This is a genomic window from Microcoleus sp. Pol1C5, assembly GCF_036701115.1.
GTDB lineage: Bacteria > Cyanobacteriota > Cyanobacteriia > Cyanobacteriales > Microcoleaceae > Microcoleus.
Genome location: NZ_JAUBQE010000040.1, coordinates 36,199 through 53,837, shown reverse-complemented (window position 1 = coordinate 53,837; position 17,639 = coordinate 36,199). Strand labels below are relative to the sequence as shown.

The window sequence follows — 17,639 nt, the reverse complement described above, 5'->3', positions numbered from 1 at the left end:
TCCCCTCTCTTCCTTTCTCCTCTCTGCGTCCTCTGCGCCCTCTGCGGTTAAAAAAACTCCCACCAAAAAACCGCAATCTACATATTATCCCATGTCCAATTCCCAATCCAACCTGATCATCAATCTCTCATTCCTAATTTCCAAACCAACAGGCTTAGCCATCTACGCCAAAAACCTATTTCCTCACCTAAAATCCCTCAATCCCACATTACTAACAGCCGAAAAATTTCCCAATAGTAACTGCTACCAAATCCCCGCAAACCTAACCCCTGAACAAGGAACCAAAGGACACATCAACCGATTACTTTGGACACAAACCCAACTCCCCAAAATTTACAAACAGCTAAAATCTAACCTGTTATTTTCCCCAATTCCCGAAGCTCCTTTATTTGCAGGTTGCCGCTATATAATTACAGTACATGACTTAATAGCGCTGCGATTTCCCCGCCGCTTCGATCCTCTGAGACCTTACCACCGCTACTACATTCCCCAAGTCCTGCGGCAGGCTCAACACGTCATTTGCGACTCTGAATCAACTGCTAAAGATATTGCTAATTTTTGCAACATTCCTACTAATTTAATTACGCCCATTTTTCCCGGATACGATACCAGTTTTTTCCGTTTTTTAGACTTACCAACAAGCAATTATTTTCTTTATATCGGTCGCCACAATCCTTATAAAAACGTGCAGCGAGTTGTAGCAGCATTTGCTGCTTTGCAGCAGAATTCCGAGTACGAATTGTGGATAGCAGGTTCGGAAGACAAACGGTATACGCCACTGCTGAAGGCGCAGGTTCAAGAATTGGGATTAGTCGATCGAGTAAAATTCCTAGATTACCTCCCCGCAGCCGACTTGCCCAAAGTTATCAACCAAGCGATCGCCCTGGTTTTCCCCAGTCTTTGGGAAGGATTCGGGCTCCCCGTGCTCGAAGCAATGGCCTGCGGCACTCCTGTCATCACCTCTAACCTGTCTTCAATGCCCGAAGTGGCTGGAGGTGCAGCATTATTAGTAAACCCCTACAGCGTCGAGGAAATTGCCTCTGCTATGCACCAGCTTGCAGTCGATGCCAAAGTTCGATCGCACTTGCGGGCTCTCGGTTTAGCCAGAGCAAAACTATTTAGCTGGGAAAAAACAGGCCTAGAAACTGCTGCTATTCTCGATCGATATCTTTAACGAAGGAAGAAGGAAGAGGGAAGAGGGAAAAGGGAAAAGGGAAGAAGGAAGAGGGAAGAAGTCAGTAGGTAGATTAATGCCCCATGCCCCATGCCCAATTCCCAATTCCCCCTCCCCCTGACAGCCTGAGTTAGGGACTGTAGCCCCTTTTACTTATTGATACCCAACTGATCGCCGCGCTTGTACTGCTGATAAGCAGCAAAAAACAGCCCCGCCAGAGTAACAAAAATTAGACCCAGAACAATACCTGAAAGCAGCGGTTCTACCATGAGATCTCCTTAACGTTAAGATTTAACAACCTATTTTTAATATTACCAGCACTTACACAGATGAATTTTCCGAAAAACGCCCCTCCGGGAGTATAAGATCTTGCTCTCCCCGCTGCGAACGATTAAGCTATGTTATGAGAAATAAATTTTCTTGTAGATACTATTTTTAATTGAACTCCTTTGAATAACCAACTTGCCAGGAATGAAATTAAAAACCCGATCGAGCGACTAGCCATATTTGGGGTAGCGGTGTTGCTTGCCATCATCTTGGCAACGATCGCAATTCGTCAGTTTCAAGTCGCCGATCCTTACGTCAGAAGCGTACTATCTCTCACGGGCAACCCGTTTCAAGGTTCTGCCATCTTTCAAATGAACTGTGCGGGTTGTCACATATCCGTTTCAGACAGTCAAGTCGGGCCCAACTTGCACGGAGTGTCGGAGCGCAAATCCGAATTCGATCTGATCCGGCAAGTCACCAGCGGGCAAACCCCACCAATGCCGCAGTTTCAGCCGAGTCCGCAAGAAATGGCCGATTTGCTGAAATACCTCGAACAAATTTGACCAAAGAAGGGGAACGGAATTCGTTCCCCTTCTTTGGCAGCAAAGCCTCGAAGCATGGGTTTCGAGGCTCTGCTTTCGGTTAGTCCCTCTCTGGTGGGACCACAAGCAAGTTTAGGATCGGTTTTAACTACCGAGTTTTATCAGCGCACTAAACCAGCAAGCTAAAACTCTGAGCCGATAACTGGCTCGGCTGCACGCCCGTCAGTATAGCCAAAATCTGGTCGCTGTTGGCGATTCCGATCGCCGTCGAGCCATTAGTTTCGGTCAATGACAGTTGATTGAAGTCCAAGCCTCCCACCAACTCGATCGAATCAACTCCTGCGGTGAAGTTGAAAATCGTGTCAATTCCTCCGCCCGCTGACAAGACAAAGCCATTGCTGCCACTGCCGCCGACGAGGGTATCGCTGCCAATACCGCCAAAGAGCAAGTCATCGCCGGTGTCAGCAAAAAGCAAATCATCGCCGCTGCCGCCAATTAAGGTATTGTTACCCTCGCCGCCGCAGAGAGTGTCATTGGCTTGATCGCCAATTAGCACGTCGTCGCCGCCACCTCCCAAAATTACGTCATCAGCTTTGCCCCCGTACAATAAGTCATTGCCTTCGTCCCCAGAAAGAGAGTCATTGCCACGATTGCCATAAATCGTATCGTTACCGCGATCGCCAAAAATCAGGTCAAACCCTTTGCCACCGAAGAGAGTATCGCTATCGATGCCTCCGTAGACAGTATCGTTGGCCGTATTGCCATTAATGTAGTCACCGCCCCCTCGGCCAAAGATCAAATCGTTGCCGGCCAATCCGAAGATAGAGTCACTGCCGGCACTACCCACGATCGTATCGTCGCCGTTAGGGCCATTGATCACATTACCCGCTGAAGAAGTGCCGGGCTCATTGGGAGTAGCGATTCTGGGGAAGTTCTCAGGGCAAACCAAATCTGTCGGTACAGGTGCAGGTGTCGGCGTCGGTACAGGTGCAGGCGTCGGTGCAGGTGTCGGTGTCGGTGTCGGTACAGGTGCAGGCGTCGGCGTCGGTGCAGGTTCAGGTGTCGGCGTCGGTGCAGGTTCAGGTGTCGGCGCCGGTGCAGGTGCAGGTGCAGGTGTCGGCGTCGGCACAGGTGGCAGTGGTGGCGGGGTCGGCGTCGGCGTCGGCGGAGTCGGCGTCGGCGCTGGGAAGTTCCCGAAGTTGATGCCAGTGACAATAGCACCCGAAGTTAGGGTGATGTCGGCGGGTTCGGGTGTGCTTTGGGTGAACCCAGGTTGGTTGACTTCCCTGACGCGGTAGGTTCCCGGCGTTAGGTTCGCGAACAGGTAGTTGCCACTGTTGTCTGTGGTAGTAGTAACAGGAGCAGGAGCAGTTCCAGCTACGACATTGGTTAACTGAATTTGGAAATTGGGTAAACCCGGTTCTCCAGCATCCTGAGTGCCATTGTTGTTGGTGTCTTGGAACTTCAGGCCTCGGATCGCCCCGGGTTGGGGCTGGAAGTTGCCGAAGTCAATGCCGGGGATGTTATTGGGAGGATTAACAGTAACGGGGGCGGGGTTGGGGGTAGTCTGCGTCCAGCCGTTTTGCTGGACTTCCCTTACCTGGTAAGTACCTGCGGGTATATCTCGGAGAGTGTAGTTGCCTTCTGCATCGGTGATGGTAGTCGGTTCGCCCTGCTGAAACAATCCATCCGGATTGATACTGTCGAGAAATATTTGCCAGTTAGCTAGCCCCAATTCTCCGGCATCCTTAACGCCGTTGCTGTTGAGGTCATTGAATTTTTGACCGCTGATTGTGCTCGACTGGAAGTTACCGAAGTTGATGTTAACGATGTCTTGACCGCTGGTGACAGTGATGTCGGCCGGGTTGGGGGTAGTTTGCGTCCAAGTAGGCTGCAAGACTTCCCGCACCTTATAGGTTCCGGCTGACAAATCGGAGAATTTGTAGTTGCCGGCGGCATCGGTGAGGGTGTTCGGTTCCCCGGTGTCGAGAGTGCCGTTGTTGTTGGTATCGAGGAAGAATTGCCAGTTGGGTAGTCCTGTTTCTGCTGGCGCATCTTGGATGGCATTCTTGTTGAGGTCATTGAACTTCAGACCACTAATCGAGTTGGGCTTGAAGTTGCCGAAGTTGTTGTTTTGGGAGTCGGTACCGCTGGTGACGGCGATCGTAAACGCGCCTGAAAGGGTAGGCGTGGCTGGGTTGACGGGGGGTACAGTTTGCGTCCAGCCAGTTTGTGGCACTTCCCGCACTGTATAAGTGCCGGCTGTAAGGTCGTCGATCTCATACTGACCCGTAGCATCCGTGATTTCGCTTTCTTCATCAGCATCGAAGGTGCCATTATTGTTGGCATCCACGTAGATTGTCCAGCCTCCTAGGGGTTGTTCTGCTGGCGCATCTTGGATGCCATTTTTGTTGAGATCGTTAAATTTAATCCCGCTGATTTTGCCCAACTGGAAGTTGCCGAAGTCTTGAGCCGTAATGTTTGTGCCACTGACCGGGTTAATTGGATAAAAAGTCGGGCCTGCGGTTTGTGAGAAACCCGCCGGCACATCTTCTCTCACAAAGTGCCGACCGGAGCCGACGTTGGGAAAGGTATAAGTGCCAGGAGCCGCTGGCGCTGTTCCGGTAACTTGAGAGGCAATTTCCGTATCACCGGTATCTAAAGTGCTGTTATCGTTAGTATCTTTGAACAAGCGAACGGTAGTACCGTTGAGGGGCGTATCGTCAGCAGAGAAGCCGTTGCCTGTGAGGTCAGTGAATTTTGTGCCGCTAACGGTGATGTTTTGGAAAACGCCGAAGTTTTGGGCGGTGACGGGAGTACCGCTTTGGGCGCTAACGAGAATGGCGGCAGCGGGGAAAGAGATGCTGGAGTTGGCTGGGGCCGTGGCTTGTATCAGGTAATTGCCGGGGCCGATATCGGTGAATGTGTAATCTCCGGCTCCCGCAGTGGTTTGTGCAGTGCCGACAACAGTATCTGTGCCGACTTCTAGCGTACCGTTGGCGTTGGTGTCTGTGTAGAGGTTGACCGTGATGCCGTTTAATACGGTGTCATCGGGCGTGAAGCCGTTGCCCGCGAGATCGGTGTAGGTCTTGCCTGCGATCGATGTCCGTTGGAAGTTGCCGAAATTGGCACCGGTGACATTAACAATACCCGTATTTGCCGGAGTCGGGCCGAGGGTCTGCACCCAAGCAGTCGCAGGCGTTCCAGCGGGAGGCGCTTCTGTAATCGGAGTATCGGTTTTTACATCGCGGAGGATGTAAGTGCCGTCGGCTGCGGTAGTAGCGCTCTTTGTGCCTACAGAAATCACCCAGCCCGGAAGACCTGGTTCAGTCGCCGCGGCACCTTGCAGGCTATCGCCGTTAAGGTCGTTGAATTTAACCCCTGTGACGATCGGGCCGTATTCATAAGCACCGATATCAACACTAGCGCCGATCGTCCGGGGAAAGCCAGCACCCCGCTGGTCAGTCGCGCCCGCAGCAGCCGCAGCCGCGGCATCCCCAGTATCGATCGCCGGATTGGGAATCCCAGTGCTGTCAGCCAAAGCATAAGTCAGGGGAACGCCTGTAGCCTGGTTCAATCCTGCGGTAGGGGCGATGACATTTGCTAGAGGAACGGTCAGTTGCTGGGTGGCTGCGAAGCCAGTGCTGCCAGCAAGATTCCCGATCAAATTGTTGATACTGGTGGCAGCGAATGCCCCGAACACGTCGGGACTTGCGCCGCCGACATTACCTGCGACGATCGAATTTAGGACATTCACAGTACCGCCGTTAGTAGCAATACCCCCGCCCACAGCAAGAGCAGGGGCAGTTGCAGTCGCAGTGTTAGCAGTGATGGTGTTGTTAGTCAGAGTTGCTGTAGCGCCGCTGTTGACAAAAATCGCTGCCCCCGCGCCCTGGCCCGGTGTCGCCCCCGCGCCTCCGGTTGCTGTGTTGTTGAACAAAGTGCTGTTGTTCAGGGTCAAACTACCACTATTAACAAAAATTGCGCCTCCCAAACCAGCACCGCCGCCACCGCCGGCTGGGCTGCCGGCGCCGCCCGGGGTAAAAGCTCCTATAGTCGTGCTAAGCCCGCCCGGTGTACCGCTACCGCCTCCTCCTCCGAAGCCGCCAGCGCCGCCGTTGCCGCCCACACCGCCGCCGCCGCCGCCGCCTCCGAAGCCACCTGCGCCGCCAATGCCGCCAATGCCGGCTGCACCTGCTGTGCCAGTGCCGGCGACGCCACCAGCCCCGCCGTTGCCACCGCCGCCTCCTCCTCCTCCGAGGCCACCAGCGCCGCCTGCGCCGCCTGGGCCGCCCGTACCGCCGTTAGTCCCGCCGGTACCAGCGCCGCCCGTACCGCCTGCGCCGCCTGCGCCGCCGTTAAGACCGGTACCTGGCAATCCCCCACTGCCCGCGCCGCCGTTGCCGCCCGTACCGCCGGGGCCGCCTTCAGCGCCGATGCTTGGCAACCCGGTGAGGCCTGTTTGACCGGCGCCACCTGCGGAAACGAAGGGAAACAGACCTGCAAAATCGGTGTTGCCGCCCGGGCCTGCGACTGCGGGAGCTACGGGGGGCGCGCTGCCCGCACCGCCCGTAGCGCTGTTGCCAGTAAATGTCACGCTGTTAACTGTGACAGTGCCGGTGTTGATAAATAGTGCGCCGCCCATGCCGGCTGCACCGCCGCCGCCACCTGTGCCCGCAGCGCCTGTAGAGGTGCCACCGGTAATTGTCAGGTTGGAAAAAGTGACTGGGGTAGTGGCGCTGTCGATGAAGAAGCCCCGGTTATTGCCGAGATCAAGGGTGAAACCGCCACCGGTAAAGGTGATAGGGGTAGAAATCCTGGGCAGAACCTGTCCGGGCGCGAAGGTGATGTTGCCTGTGATGGCGATCGTGTCTGCATTGGGCAAAGCGTTAGCCAGAGTTATCGCATCTTGGAGTTCGCCAAATGTGGCGACTAAAACTGCACTGTAAGCTTCCCTCGCCTCAGCCGAAAATGCCAAAGCCGTCTCTATTTTGCCCGTAGTTACTTCGAGTTCCCAGTCTCCACCCAGTGCCGCACTGCCGGTCAAGTTATCGGAAGCGGCAATATTTGCTCCCGTGAGCTGGCTCAGCCTTTCCACGAAAGCCACACCTGCTTCTGTGGCAGCGACGTTGCAACCGTAAAGCAGAATTTCTGGTTTAGCTGTAATTGGAGAGTTAGAGTTTGCCTCGGCTGTTGGCAAAGCAAACCATGTTTCTAAATAATTGCGGTAGCTTTCAATGTTGCTGAGATTTAGTTCTGTTGCTCCCAGTTGCAAGCTGGCTGCTGCGCCGTGAGACAAAATGTGGACGGCTGCAATGTTTTTCCCCTGTTTAAGCGTTTCGGCGATTTGCTCGATGCCGTCGCGATCGGCTTTCAGAATAACAATTTCTGTATCGGGATTGACCGTTTCTGTTAAACTTTCGCAATCTTTAACTTGTGAATCTGCAAAAACTATCTGGTGTTTCGGTTCTTTATAAAGTTCCACGTTCAAATCCTCCTGGTACACGCACACATCAAATTCATATCACAAACCAACCGCAACAGCGATCGAGCTTTTTCCGGTGAGTGCGGATGAGAGTCGATCGCCCCTAACTTTCACCTAAATTGAATATTGACAAAAACGTTTTTTTATGCTCCCCTGCCCTAACTGAGTTAGTTTGATTGTTTAGAAGTTTTAAAGGGAGATATTGTTCCGGCTATTCCAATAAAGTTGGAGAAGATTTGTGCGCTGTTTATTGATATGCCAGAGATGGAGAATTTACCAGATTTTATAAAAAATGTCAATCTAATAGTTAACTGATGACGATCGATATTTGTGAGTCAAGAGTTATCAATCACGGTTATTAGCTGTAAGCTGATATTATTTGGTAGTGGTTAGCTGCTGAATGAGGTGTATGTGCGATCGAACAATCGCTATCAAATTTGTTTGTAGTGAGGAATGCAAGTCCTGTGAGTTTTATGAGGGCTTGCATTCCTCACTACCAAACTTAGAACAGTTATTTTACAGGAATATATAGGACTGATAAATGCTGACTGATGACTAATATTTCTGGACACTATTTTACTCAATAAACTGGGAAGAGGAAAGAAAATTTGGCGTCGCAGTCCAGAATATTAACTCCTCTTCCACTAGGGTGCGTGCAAGACTCACTAATTACCAAGTTTCTTCATCGGGATTATTGGAATTGCTCCAGATTTCCACATCTAAATCATTGAGATAAAGCAGAGCACTTTCAATCTGTTTACTTGTACCATTAAGTTCCAAATCAAACCAGCCATCATCTAAAGTTTTGACACCTAACAAAGCTGCATTAAAATTCACCGTCAAACCGTATTCAGAAATCAAGTTAGAGATCACAGGTTCCTGATGGTACTCTTTAGGAACACGAATGCGAATGCGGGTTTGAGTTGGTCTGCTGTCACCACTATCAGATTTGGGAATATCTGATTCTTGGGTTCTGTGAAAATTGCCGATCGCCTCAAATTCAGATTCGCTAGTGTTGTGAGCTAACATTTGGGCCTCCTAATGTTTGTTTGAGTTTACATTTTGCACCAATATCTTGTAGAGTGCGGATCTGCGAAATTTTCGAGATTCCAAGCAGATTGTCGATAGCCACGCACCCTACTAATGACTAACAACTGCGTCTAGCCTACAGCCTAATGACTGATGATTATTCTTCAACTTCCTTAATGCTAGTTTTTCGTTCCAAAATCTCCTTAAGCACAAGGGTAATAACTCCTAAAAAACCTAGAATTACCGCCGCTGAAAATGCAGCTTGCGTCGCATACTGCTTGTAAGCATCCTCTACAAACAAAGGCAAAGTTTGCGTTTTTTTAGCAATATTTCCCGATACCACAGAGACGGCTCCAAATTCTCCCATTGCTCTAGCATTGGTCAAAATTACTCCGTAAAGCAATCCCCAGCGAATACTGGGAAGGGTGACATTCCAGAAAATTTGCCAGTCATTTGCTCCCAAAGTTTTAGCTGCCTCTTCTTGATCTGTACCGACTTCTTCCAAAACGGGAATTACTTCGCGGGCCACAAAAGGCAAGGTAACAAAAGCAGTAGCCAAAACCATTCCAGGGAAGGCAAAAATAACCTTAATATTAGCCCCCTCCAGCCAAGGTCCGAACCATCCCACCCGACCGTAAAGCAGTACAATCATTAAACCTGCAACTACCGGTGATATGGCAAACGGCACGTCTAAAATGCTGATTAATAGCGTGCGCCCGGGAAATTTATTGCGGCCAATTACCCAGGCTGCACACAAACCGAAGACTGTATTTACAGGCACAACTATCAGAGAAATTATCAGGGTAAGTTGGGCTGCATGCAGAAAATCGGGCGAGGTTAAGTTAGAAATAAATGGCTCAAATCCTTTTCGGAAAGCTTGGTAAAAAACGTTGAGCATGGGGATGAATAAGACGAGAGCAAGATAGCCACTCGCAATTCCGATTAAAGTTGGTTTTACCCAGGCTTTCTCCTGACTCCGACTAGAACCCGCAGGCGGAAACTTGTAATCAGCGGGTGAATTGATATTAGCCGTCATAGCGTCTTCTCCATGCTTGTAATAGATTAATTGCGAACAGCATTGCTAGGGAAATACCTAACAGGATAGTGCCGATAACTGTTGCTCCTGCATAGTCGTACTGTTCTAATCTTTGAAAAATTAATACTGGAGCGATTAAATCTTTGAAGGGTATGTTAGAAGCTACAATTACAGTAGAACCATACTCACCAACGGCTCGCGAAAATCCGAGGGCAACTCCGGTTAAAATAGACGGAAATAACGGGGGTAAAACTACTCGCCAGAAAGTTTGAAATTGAGAAGCACCCAAGCACCAAGCTGCTTCTTCGATGTCTTTTTCCATCTCGTTTAAAACTGGCTGTACAGTCCGCACGATAAAGGGCAAGGAAATAAAGATCATGGCTATTCCTACGCCCAAGCGAGTAAATGAGATCTTGATTCCCAAGGGTGCAAACAGCCCGCCGATCCAGCCGTTATCGCTGTAAACTGTGGCGAGAGTTAAACCCGCGACGGAGGTGGGCAGTGCAAAAGGTAAATCGACTGCTGCATCGACAACCCGTTTTAAGGGAAAGTCGTAGCGGACTAATACCCAGGCAATTAATGTGCCGAATACTCCGTTAATTAATGCCGCCATTAAGGCCGTAAAGAAGGTGACATCGTAGGCGGAAAGAGCGATCGGACTGGTGGCAATTGCCCAAAATTCGGCGGGGTTTGCTGTGCTGGCTTTCAGCAGCATTGCTGCAACTGGGAGCAATAGCATTAAGCTGAGGTAGCCTAGGGTGATTCCCCAAGGTAATGTGATTTTACCGATCGCCCTTTTGATATTTTCGATCGGAGACTCAGGGTTGCTGGTTGGAGATGATACAGCCATAAGTGAATAGTTTTGAGTTGTCAAGAATAGTGAATCTTTTAGAGCCCCGACAACTTCCGGGAAGTCGGGGCTCTGGGCATTCTGTTTTTTTACTGTTTAATTGAACCTTGGATTTTGTCAAAAACAGCTCCGTCATCGAAGAATTTCTGCTGAATATCTCCCCAACCTCCTAAGTCTTGAGCTGTAAATAGGGTTTTGATGGGGGCATATTTTTTGACAAATTCTGGTTCTGCGGCTATTGTCGCATCTACTGGGCGGAAGCCTACTTTGGCAAATTCTCGCTGAGCTTCTGGAGTGTAGAGAAATTTGACAAATGCTTCGGCGACTTCGCGAGTACCGTGTTTATCAACGTTTTTATCGACAATGGCAATCGGATTGTCAATCGAAACATTGACTTCGGGAATACTATAAGTCGGTTTTTCGCCTTTCTCACCTGCCAGAAGAATCTCGTTTTCGTAGTTAATTAAGGCGTCGCCTTGCCCTTGTTTGAAAAATACATCAGTGGCTTCGCGGGCATCTTTAGTCAGAATCGGGACGTTTTTGTAGACTTTAGTAGTCAAGTCTAATGCTTTGGTTTCGTCTCCTCCGGTTTTAACAACCGAGCCCCAAAGTGCGAGGAAATTCCAACGGGCAACGCCTGATGTTTTGGGATCGGCAGTAATCACTTTTACTCCGTCTTTGCTTAAATCTTCCCAGGTTGTGATGCCTTTGGGATTGCCTTCGCGGGTAACTATTGCTCCTACCGATTTGCTGACTATGCCTTCGTTGGGAACTTCTTTTTCCCACCCAGGTTGAATTAGTCCGGCTTTTTCGATTTTTGCGGTGTCGAGGGCGAGGGCTAGGTGTACGATGTCTGCTTCTAAACCATCAATTACGGCCCGAGTTTGCGAACCGGAACCGCCGTAGCTTTGGTTAAAAGTGACGGTTTGACCCTTTTCTTTTTGCCACTGTTCTACAAATTTGGGAATTATCGCTTCGTGGGCGGCTTTGGTGACGGCGAAGGATACTAGGGTTAATTCTACGTTGCCTTTGTTGGCTGCTGGGCTAGCACCGCCTGGAGTAGTACCCCCTGGAGTGGCTGCGGGGTTGTTGGTGGTTCCCTGGCCGCAGGATGCAACGGCCAGACTTAATGTTATTCCGACTAAAAATAGGGACACAAATCTTTTCAGGGCAGTAAATGATTGATTTGTGCTGGCTGATGACTGTTGTCGCCAGCGAAGGTGTTGATTTAGGCGTTGCCACGGACTCATTATATTTGTTCCTCTAGAGAAAGTACGGTTATTGGGTCGGAATACCGTAATTATGGTTGTGAAGTACGATTATAGACAAGAGCGAGTCAAAAGGCAACAAAAAAAAAGAATTGGAGGAACTCAGGGTCGATCGCATATCCTGAAGTCTTTTCCATCGGTGCTTTCGATCCAGATTTGGGGTAAAATGTAAAGTGTATAAATACTATAATTGAGTTAAGGTGGTCAACTTGCGCGGCTGCACGATACGCCCTACGACTACCATCGGCCGATCGCCCAAATGTAATAGCCCTGCCAAGAGTCGCCGCCCCAGCGAGATATGCCTGACTCGCGCGATCGTCCTTAACTAAGAAAAAGTTTTAACTGGTATGTCCTTACCCCGCCCAGTCTCAGACACCCTAATTGAACTGTTGAAGCCTGTAGCCTCTGAATTGGGAGAAAGATTGGGAGCAAGCGCTGTCAACGAACGCTATGCAGAAATTGAACCTTCTGGTTCTTCAGCTTTAAACCAGCAAATCAAAAAAGACCCTCGCTGGATTAAAGCACAAATGAAATATTTGCAGCGTCAGCAGGCCAGAGAACAAGAATTAATCGCCCTCGCCGGCGCAGAAGAAAGGGTAAAGGAAGAACGGGCTAATCGAATTAAGGCACAAGAAGTAAGAGATAAGCGGGCAATTAGCCGGCTTTGTCGCGACTTAATGCGGGAGTTTCAATCAGAAGCAATTCGAGTTAAGCTGAGCGAAATTCAAACTATTTGGGACAGGGACAACTGGTTTTCTAATTTGAGCAGGCAGGAAACTGAACAGATTTTGCAGCAGCAGCAGCACCGATTGCTGCTGTTAGTTGCTCCCGCAAAAATTAGCCAAGATTGCCCTGATTCGTTCCGCCACAATCTGAATATCGAGCTGCCGGCTAAGTTAAGAGCTTTTTTGAACCAACACTACCCCCCCCATGGAGAGTTGTGTCCGGTTCAGTTTTACGGAGACTATTTCAAAAAAGCGATTTCTGATATTGATGTGGAGCGGTTGCAGACAGTGTTGTCTCCCGTACCGACAGCTATACTTTACAGCGATATCAGCGATTATGAAGTTAATTTTCATGTGGGTTTTTGGGGAGTCATCAATCAGAGCGTTTCTCTAGTGGCGATGCAGCCTTGGAATTGGGAAGAAGTTTATCACCAATTGGAGGCGGAGGGGAAAGACAAAAAGCTGAGTCTGCGGATTATTAGACAAATAATTGTGACTATTCACAAGTTATTGGCGGCTTTTTTAGCTGATTTGTATTATTTAAATATCGATTTTACTCACGAACCTCAGTTATTTAAATTAGAGGCGGAATTTGCTCAGGAATGGTTTTCTAAAGATTGGGCCCAACCGTATATTGAAACTCTTAAAGAAATTCAGGAGCAACAGCGAATAGTCTATAAGGGAGAGATGCGGCGGCTGGCGCTGCGAGAGGCGAAAGCTAAGGCGGAACGCCAGCGTTTGGAGGAGGCTGAACTCAAACGCAGAGAGGAAGCTGAGGCGGCAGCTAAGCGGGTGAAGGAATTAGCTCACAAATTAAAACATCAGAAATGGCGGTGTGTATATACGCTGCCGGGACATTCATCATTTGTGAATTCTCTGGCGATTAGCCCTGACGGTAAAATTATGGCTAGCGGTAGTTGGGATAAAACTATTAAGATTTGGAATTTAGAAACGGCGGAATTAATTGGCACTCTGACGGGACATTCCGATCGCGTAAATTCGGTTGCTATTAGCTCTGACGGAAAAATGTTGGTCAGTGGCAGTTCGGACGAAACAATTAAGTTTTGGAATTTGCACAACGGTGATTTGCTGTGTACTTTTCCGGGACATTCTATGGAGGTGAATTCGGTGGCGATTAACCCGAAGCGCCAGGTAATTGCTAGCTGCGGCGGTGCTGATAATACGATTAAGCTGTGGAATTTGCGGAGTGGTGAGTTGCTGCGGACTTTGAAGGGTCATTCAGACAATGTGAATGCGGTGGTTTTTAGCCCGGACGGTAAAATATTGGCGAGTGGCAGTTCGGATGCGACGAGCAAGGTTTGGGATGTGGAAAGCGGTAAGTTGCTGCGGACTCTTTCGGGGTTGAATGTTGGGGTGAATTCTGTGGCGATCGCGCCAGACGGTCAGATTCTTGCTAGCGTCAGCAATGATTATACGATTAAGCTGCGGAATTTGCACACGGGCAGTTTGTTGCGGATTTTAAATACTAATTATGCGAAGGGAAAGGGTGTAACGAATTTAGGAACGAATGAGGCGGTGCATATTTTGCAGAATTATGTGAGTAGGGGCGATTCGGTTGCTATCAGTGGGGACGGTTTGACTTTGGTTAGTGGCTGCGATGATAATACGATTAATATTTGGAATTTGCAGACGGGGGAGTTGTTGAGCAGTCTGAAGGGACATTCGGGTACGGTGTACTCGGTGGCGATCGCACCTTCGGGCAATTTGCTCGCCAGCGGCAGCGCTGATCAGACGATTAAGATTTGGCGGTGCGATTAGTTAATGGGCAATGGGCAGACAATTTCGGTTTTGCCCTTACGGGGAGGGGTTTTGGGCGAATTTGAAAAAAAAATGGCTGGGGGGGTTGCGCTGATGACTATAAGTTTGCTATATTAAGTTTCACTGCTGGTGTAACTCAGTTGGTAGAGTAGCTGATTTGTAATCAGCCTGTCGCAGGTTCAAATCCTGTCACCAGCTTTATAGCAGTTTTTAATCGGATCAAACAAATTAGGGACACGGCAGTGCCGTGTCCCTATCTGATATGTGCTATTTTGTACCTTTGGGGCGGGCTCGCGTGCCCACCCCACAAGAGTTTTAATAAGAATAGCTGCACAAGTTAAATGTGCGACAAATTACAAGGCTTAACCTAACGCAGCGCAGGCTTTTTTCAACCATTCAATTGTTGCTGCATCAAGTACGGGTTCCAGCTTCTCGACTACCGAAGCGTGATAATTATTCAACCATGCTAGTTGAGTCTTTGACAGCCGATCGACATTTATCAATTTGCGCTCAAACGGAATATACGTCAGCGATTCAAATCCGTACCAAACCGAACCGTTTTTTGAGGGCATTTCCCTGACAACATAGAGATTTTCGATGCGAATTCCGCCCCATCCCGGTTCGTAATATCCCGGTTCGATGCTAGTTACCATTCCGGCTTCCAGGGGATACTGCACAGATTTGCTGATGCCGTTTGGCCCTTCGTGACCGGCTAAAAATGCGCCGACTCCGTGCCCGGTGCCATGTCCGTAGTCTAGCTGTTCTTGCCATAATACCGCACGGGCGAGCGCATCTAATTGCGCTCCGGTTGTTCCTTTGGGGAATTGCTGCATTGCACAGTTGATGTGGGCGATTAAAACTGTTGTGTAGTGTTCTATTTGTAGCGCCGTCGGTTCTCCGATACTTATTGTTCTCGTATCGTCGGTTGTACCTGCTAAATATTGCGCGCCTGAGTCAAGCAGCAGCAATTCTCCGGGTTTTAAGGTGACTTCTGGGCTGGGGGTTCCGTAATGTACGATCGAGCTATTGGCTCCCGCACCGGCGATCGTTCTAAAAGTTAAAGTCTGAAAATCTGTTTCTTCCTGGTAAAATCTTTCGATGCTTTCTTTGACATCAAACTCTGTCAAGACCATACCATTTTCTAGCTGTTCAGTCAACCACTTTAAAGTCAAAGTTTTCGCTCGACTTGCTTTGAAATTGGCTGATTTCATCTGCTCGATTTCTACGGGATTTTTGCGAGCTTTCATCCCTTCTACCGGATGCGCCTCAAAAACTATTTCGATGTTGTAAAACTGCGCTTCTTGATGGTTTAATATTAACTGGTACGTGCCTGCTGTGCTGTGTTTCGGGTCTAAAAGTACCCGAACTTTATGTGGCAAATTTACGCAAGTTTCTAATGTATGCGGATAGTCGGCGTAGGGAAGCAAAGTTACATCCGCCCGCAATTCTTGCTTGATTTCTAGCGAAATTCGTTCGGGATTTGTAAACAAAAACGCTGAATCTGTGGTGACAATGGCATAGGATATAAAAATGGGAATGTGGGGAATATCCGAGCCTCGGAGATTGAACAGCCACGCTATTTGATTGAGGTTGGTAATCGGAAGCACATCTATATTGGCTTTGTGCATCGCTTCCCTGACTCTGGCTAATTTTTCGGCGGCGGTTTCTCCTGTCAGGGATACAGGTAAGCTAAATATGGGTTCTGCATCAATCGCGGGTAAAGTCTCTGCTGTTTGCCAAGGAGTTTGCGATCGCACTTTGTCTGTCAAATTCTCCCGGATCGGTATGAGTTCAATCTCTGCATTCGCGAATTTTTTCACCCAATTTTGATATTGCTCTGTCGCTACGGTAAACGGATCAAAACCCAGGCGAATTTTCGTAGATTTTTGGGTCGATTCTACAGCCAGTTTTTCTAAAGTTTCAATTAAGGTTAAATTTCCTTCTAAGCCGAGTTTCGATATTTGAATAATTCCAGTATCGACTTGCAATTCGGCTTGTTCGTAGTAGCGGGAATCCACAAACAACCAAGCGGCATCTTTACCAACCAACAAATCACCGGCGGAACCCGTAAAACCGCACATCCAAGCTCGCCGCTGCTTGGCTGCTGGAACTGATAAATTTAAGTGTTCGTCAACCGCTGGGATGAAATAGCAATCTAATTCATAATCGGCCATCAAATCGCGCAAGTCTGCCAGTCTTGCAGCGGAGGTATCTTGGATATTTGTATTTGCTTTTAAGTTAGTGGCAACCATTTTTAATTTTCCTATTTTACTTGTTTAAAATTGTCTTCAAACCTTTAACTAATCTCCTAATACCTGCGGTGGCGGTTGCTTTTTCCAAAGCACCGTAAGCAACCCGCAAATAGCAGCCGCTCTCCATGCCGAAGGTTGTACCGGGAAGCACTGCTACCTGATATTCGCGAATTAATTTTTCTACTAATTCCATTGTATCGATTTCAGTATCAACTTTCAAGAAAAAGTAGAATGCTCCGCAGGCTGGGGAAATTGTACACAAATTTTGGATGGTATTGAGTTCGTCTAATACGAGTTGTCGCACAGATGCGATCGCCCTTACATAATTATCGCAGTAACCTCTACCAACTTGCAAGGCTCCCAGGGCTGCATACTGAGAAATTACTGGGGGACAAATTAAGATGGTATCTTGAATTTTTCTCACTGAAACGAGCAAGTGTTCTGGGATTACCATATACCCGATCCGCCAACTCGCAAAACCGTAGGCTTTGGAGAGGCTAAATAGAGAAATTGTATGTTCGCTGCTGTGGGGAAAAGCGGCGGGCGAACAGTGTTTGACGCCGTTATAAGTAAAATATTCATAAGCTTCATCGCTGATGTGATAGATGTTGTGCTGGCGACAAATTTCGTTAACTTCCCGCAGTGCTTCGGAAGGATAAACAACACCAGTGGGATTATTTGGGGAAATGGTAACTATGGCTCGCGTTTTGTCGGTAATTGCTTTTTTTATAGCATCGATATTAAGTTGATAATTGGCGTCAGTTTCTACTATCACAGGTCGGCAGCTTGCCATAATTGCCGCCATTTCGTGGTTGAAGTAATAAGGTGATTGGATAATAACTTCGTCTCCCGCCGAAGTGATAGCGAGAATGGCGTTGGTAAATCCCATATTGCTACCTGCGGTAACGACAATGCAGTTTTTGCTGTTAATTTCTATGTCGTTATCTGTTTTTAGTTTGGCTGCGATAGCATCTTGTAATTGTGGAATTCCTTCCACGGCTTTGTATTTGTGATTGTCGGGATTTGAAAAGAATTCGGGGATTTTTTCAAATGATTCTTGTGGCGGATTATAGTAAACTACGCCTTGTCCTAAAGATATGGTTCCCGGATTTTGGCGGATCAGTTCGCCAACTACTGGAATTATTGGCGACTGTACCGATTGCATTCGAGTCGCGTGATTTTTCATCATATATTATAGGTAATTGTAGGGGCAGGTTTAGTGATAATGTACG

The 17,639-nt window shown here is 48.5% G+C and carries 11 protein-coding genes and 1 tRNA gene; 4 read left to right on the top strand and 8 right to left on the bottom strand.

Features of this window, described 5'->3' with window-relative positions; genetic code table 11:
* Positions 1 to 91 precede the first annotated feature (91 nt).
* Entirely contained in the window at positions 92 to 1,174 is a 1,083-nt protein-coding gene (locus tag QUA23_RS21140) for a glycosyltransferase family 1 protein (RefSeq protein WP_333073484.1), read from the top strand.
* 149 nt (positions 1,175 to 1,323) lie between these two features.
* Here the strand turns inward: QUA23_RS21140 and petG are convergent, their stop codons facing one another.
* Entirely contained in the window at positions 1,324 to 1,443 is a 120-nt protein-coding gene (gene petG / locus QUA23_RS21135) for a cytochrome b6-f complex subunit V (RefSeq protein ID WP_006632329.1), read from the bottom strand.
* A gap of 180 nt (positions 1,444 to 1,623) precedes the next feature.
* Between petG and QUA23_RS21130 the strand changes: the two genes are divergently transcribed.
* Positions 1,624 to 2,004: a c-type cytochrome gene (locus QUA23_RS21130; protein WP_333073482.1), complete on the top strand. Its 381-nt coding sequence runs from the start codon at positions 1,624 to 1,626 to the stop codon at positions 2,002 to 2,004.
* A 148-nt stretch (positions 2,005 to 2,152) separates the two neighbouring features.
* Here QUA23_RS21130 and QUA23_RS21125 read toward each other — a convergent pair whose 3' ends face one another.
* The 5 genes from QUA23_RS21125 to QUA23_RS21105 form a co-directional block, all read right to left on the bottom strand.
* Positions 2,153 to 7,468, bottom strand: coding sequence for a DUF4347 domain-containing protein (locus tag QUA23_RS21125; RefSeq protein ID WP_333073481.1), 5,316 nt, complete (start codon positions 7,466 to 7,468; stop codon positions 2,153 to 2,155).
* Between the two features lie 669 nt (positions 7,469 to 8,137).
* Positions 8,138 to 8,497 carry an NIL domain-containing protein gene (locus QUA23_RS21120; RefSeq protein WP_333039208.1) on the bottom strand — a complete coding sequence of 120 codons (360 nt, stop codon included), beginning with the start codon at positions 8,495 to 8,497 and terminating at the stop codon, positions 8,138 to 8,140.
* 157 nt (positions 8,498 to 8,654) lie between these two features.
* Positions 8,655 to 9,533, bottom strand: coding sequence for a sulfate ABC transporter permease subunit CysW (cysW, locus tag QUA23_RS21115; RefSeq protein WP_333073479.1), 879 nt, complete (start codon positions 9,531 to 9,533; stop codon positions 8,655 to 8,657).
* The gene (gene cysT, locus QUA23_RS21110; RefSeq protein ID WP_333059981.1) at positions 9,523 to 10,383 is read right to left on the bottom strand and encodes a sulfate ABC transporter permease subunit CysT; all 861 of its coding nucleotides are present in this window, start codon (positions 10,381 to 10,383) and stop codon (positions 9,523 to 9,525) included. The genes cysW and cysT overlap by 11 nt, the downstream gene beginning before the upstream one ends.
* 89 nt (positions 10,384 to 10,472) lie before the next feature.
* Entirely contained in the window at positions 10,473 to 11,633 is a 1,161-nt protein-coding gene (locus QUA23_RS21105; RefSeq protein WP_333073477.1) for a sulfate ABC transporter substrate-binding protein, read from the bottom strand.
* 365 nt (positions 11,634 to 11,998) lie between these two features.
* Here QUA23_RS21105 and QUA23_RS21100 point away from each other — a divergent pair, with 365 nt between their 5' ends.
* Together QUA23_RS21100 and QUA23_RS21095 are read left to right on the top strand one after the other, a co-directional pair.
* Complete coding sequence (locus QUA23_RS21100; protein ID WP_333073475.1) at positions 11,999 to 14,155, top strand: WD40 domain-containing protein; 2,157 nt, start codon at positions 11,999 to 12,001, stop codon at positions 14,153 to 14,155.
* Between the two features lie 125 nt (positions 14,156 to 14,280).
* Positions 14,281 to 14,353: transfer RNA gene (locus QUA23_RS21095), tRNA-Thr, on the top strand.
* A 164-nt stretch (positions 14,354 to 14,517) separates the two neighbouring features.
* On the opposite strand, the gene QUA23_RS21090 is transcribed toward QUA23_RS21095, so the two are convergent.
* Positions 14,518 to 16,407, bottom strand: a complete 1,890-nt coding sequence (locus tag QUA23_RS21090; protein WP_333073473.1) for an aminopeptidase P family protein — start codon at positions 16,405 to 16,407, stop codon at positions 14,518 to 14,520.
* Between the two features lie 16 nt (positions 16,408 to 16,423).
* Positions 16,424 to 17,593, bottom strand: coding sequence for a pyridoxal phosphate-dependent aminotransferase (locus QUA23_RS21085; protein WP_333073730.1), 1,170 nt, complete (start codon positions 17,591 to 17,593; stop codon positions 16,424 to 16,426).
* Positions 17,594 to 17,639 lie beyond the last annotated feature (46 nt).

Bases quoted from the DNA above. Each gene is read 5' to 3' on its own strand.
- QUA23_RS21140 (WP_333073484.1), top strand. From the start codon at position 92: ATGTCCAATTCCCAATCCAACCTGATCATCAATCTCTCATTCCTAATT.
- petG (WP_006632329.1), bottom strand. From the start codon at position 1,443: ATGGTAGAACCGCTGCTTTCAGGTATTGTTCTGGGTCTAATTTTTGTT.
- QUA23_RS21120 (WP_333039208.1), bottom strand. From the start codon at position 8,497: ATGTTAGCTCACAACACTAGCGAATCTGAATTTGAGGCGATCGGCAAT.
- cysW (WP_333073479.1), bottom strand. From the start codon at position 9,533: ATGACGGCTAATATCAATTCACCCGCTGATTACAAGTTTCCGCCTGCG.
- cysT (WP_333059981.1), bottom strand. From the start codon at position 10,383: ATGGCTGTATCATCTCCAACCAGCAACCCTGAGTCTCCGATCGAAAAT.
- QUA23_RS21105 (WP_333073477.1), bottom strand. From the start codon at position 11,633: ATGAGTCCGTGGCAACGCCTAAATCAACACCTTCGCTGGCGACAACAG.
- QUA23_RS21100 (WP_333073475.1), top strand. From the start codon at position 11,999: ATGTCCTTACCCCGCCCAGTCTCAGACACCCTAATTGAACTGTTGAAG.
- QUA23_RS21090 (WP_333073473.1), bottom strand. From the start codon at position 16,407: ATGGTTGCCACTAACTTAAAAGCAAATACAAATATCCAAGATACCTCC.
- QUA23_RS21085 (WP_333073730.1), bottom strand. From the start codon at position 17,593: ATGAAAAATCACGCGACTCGAATGCAATCGGTACAGTCGCCAATAATT.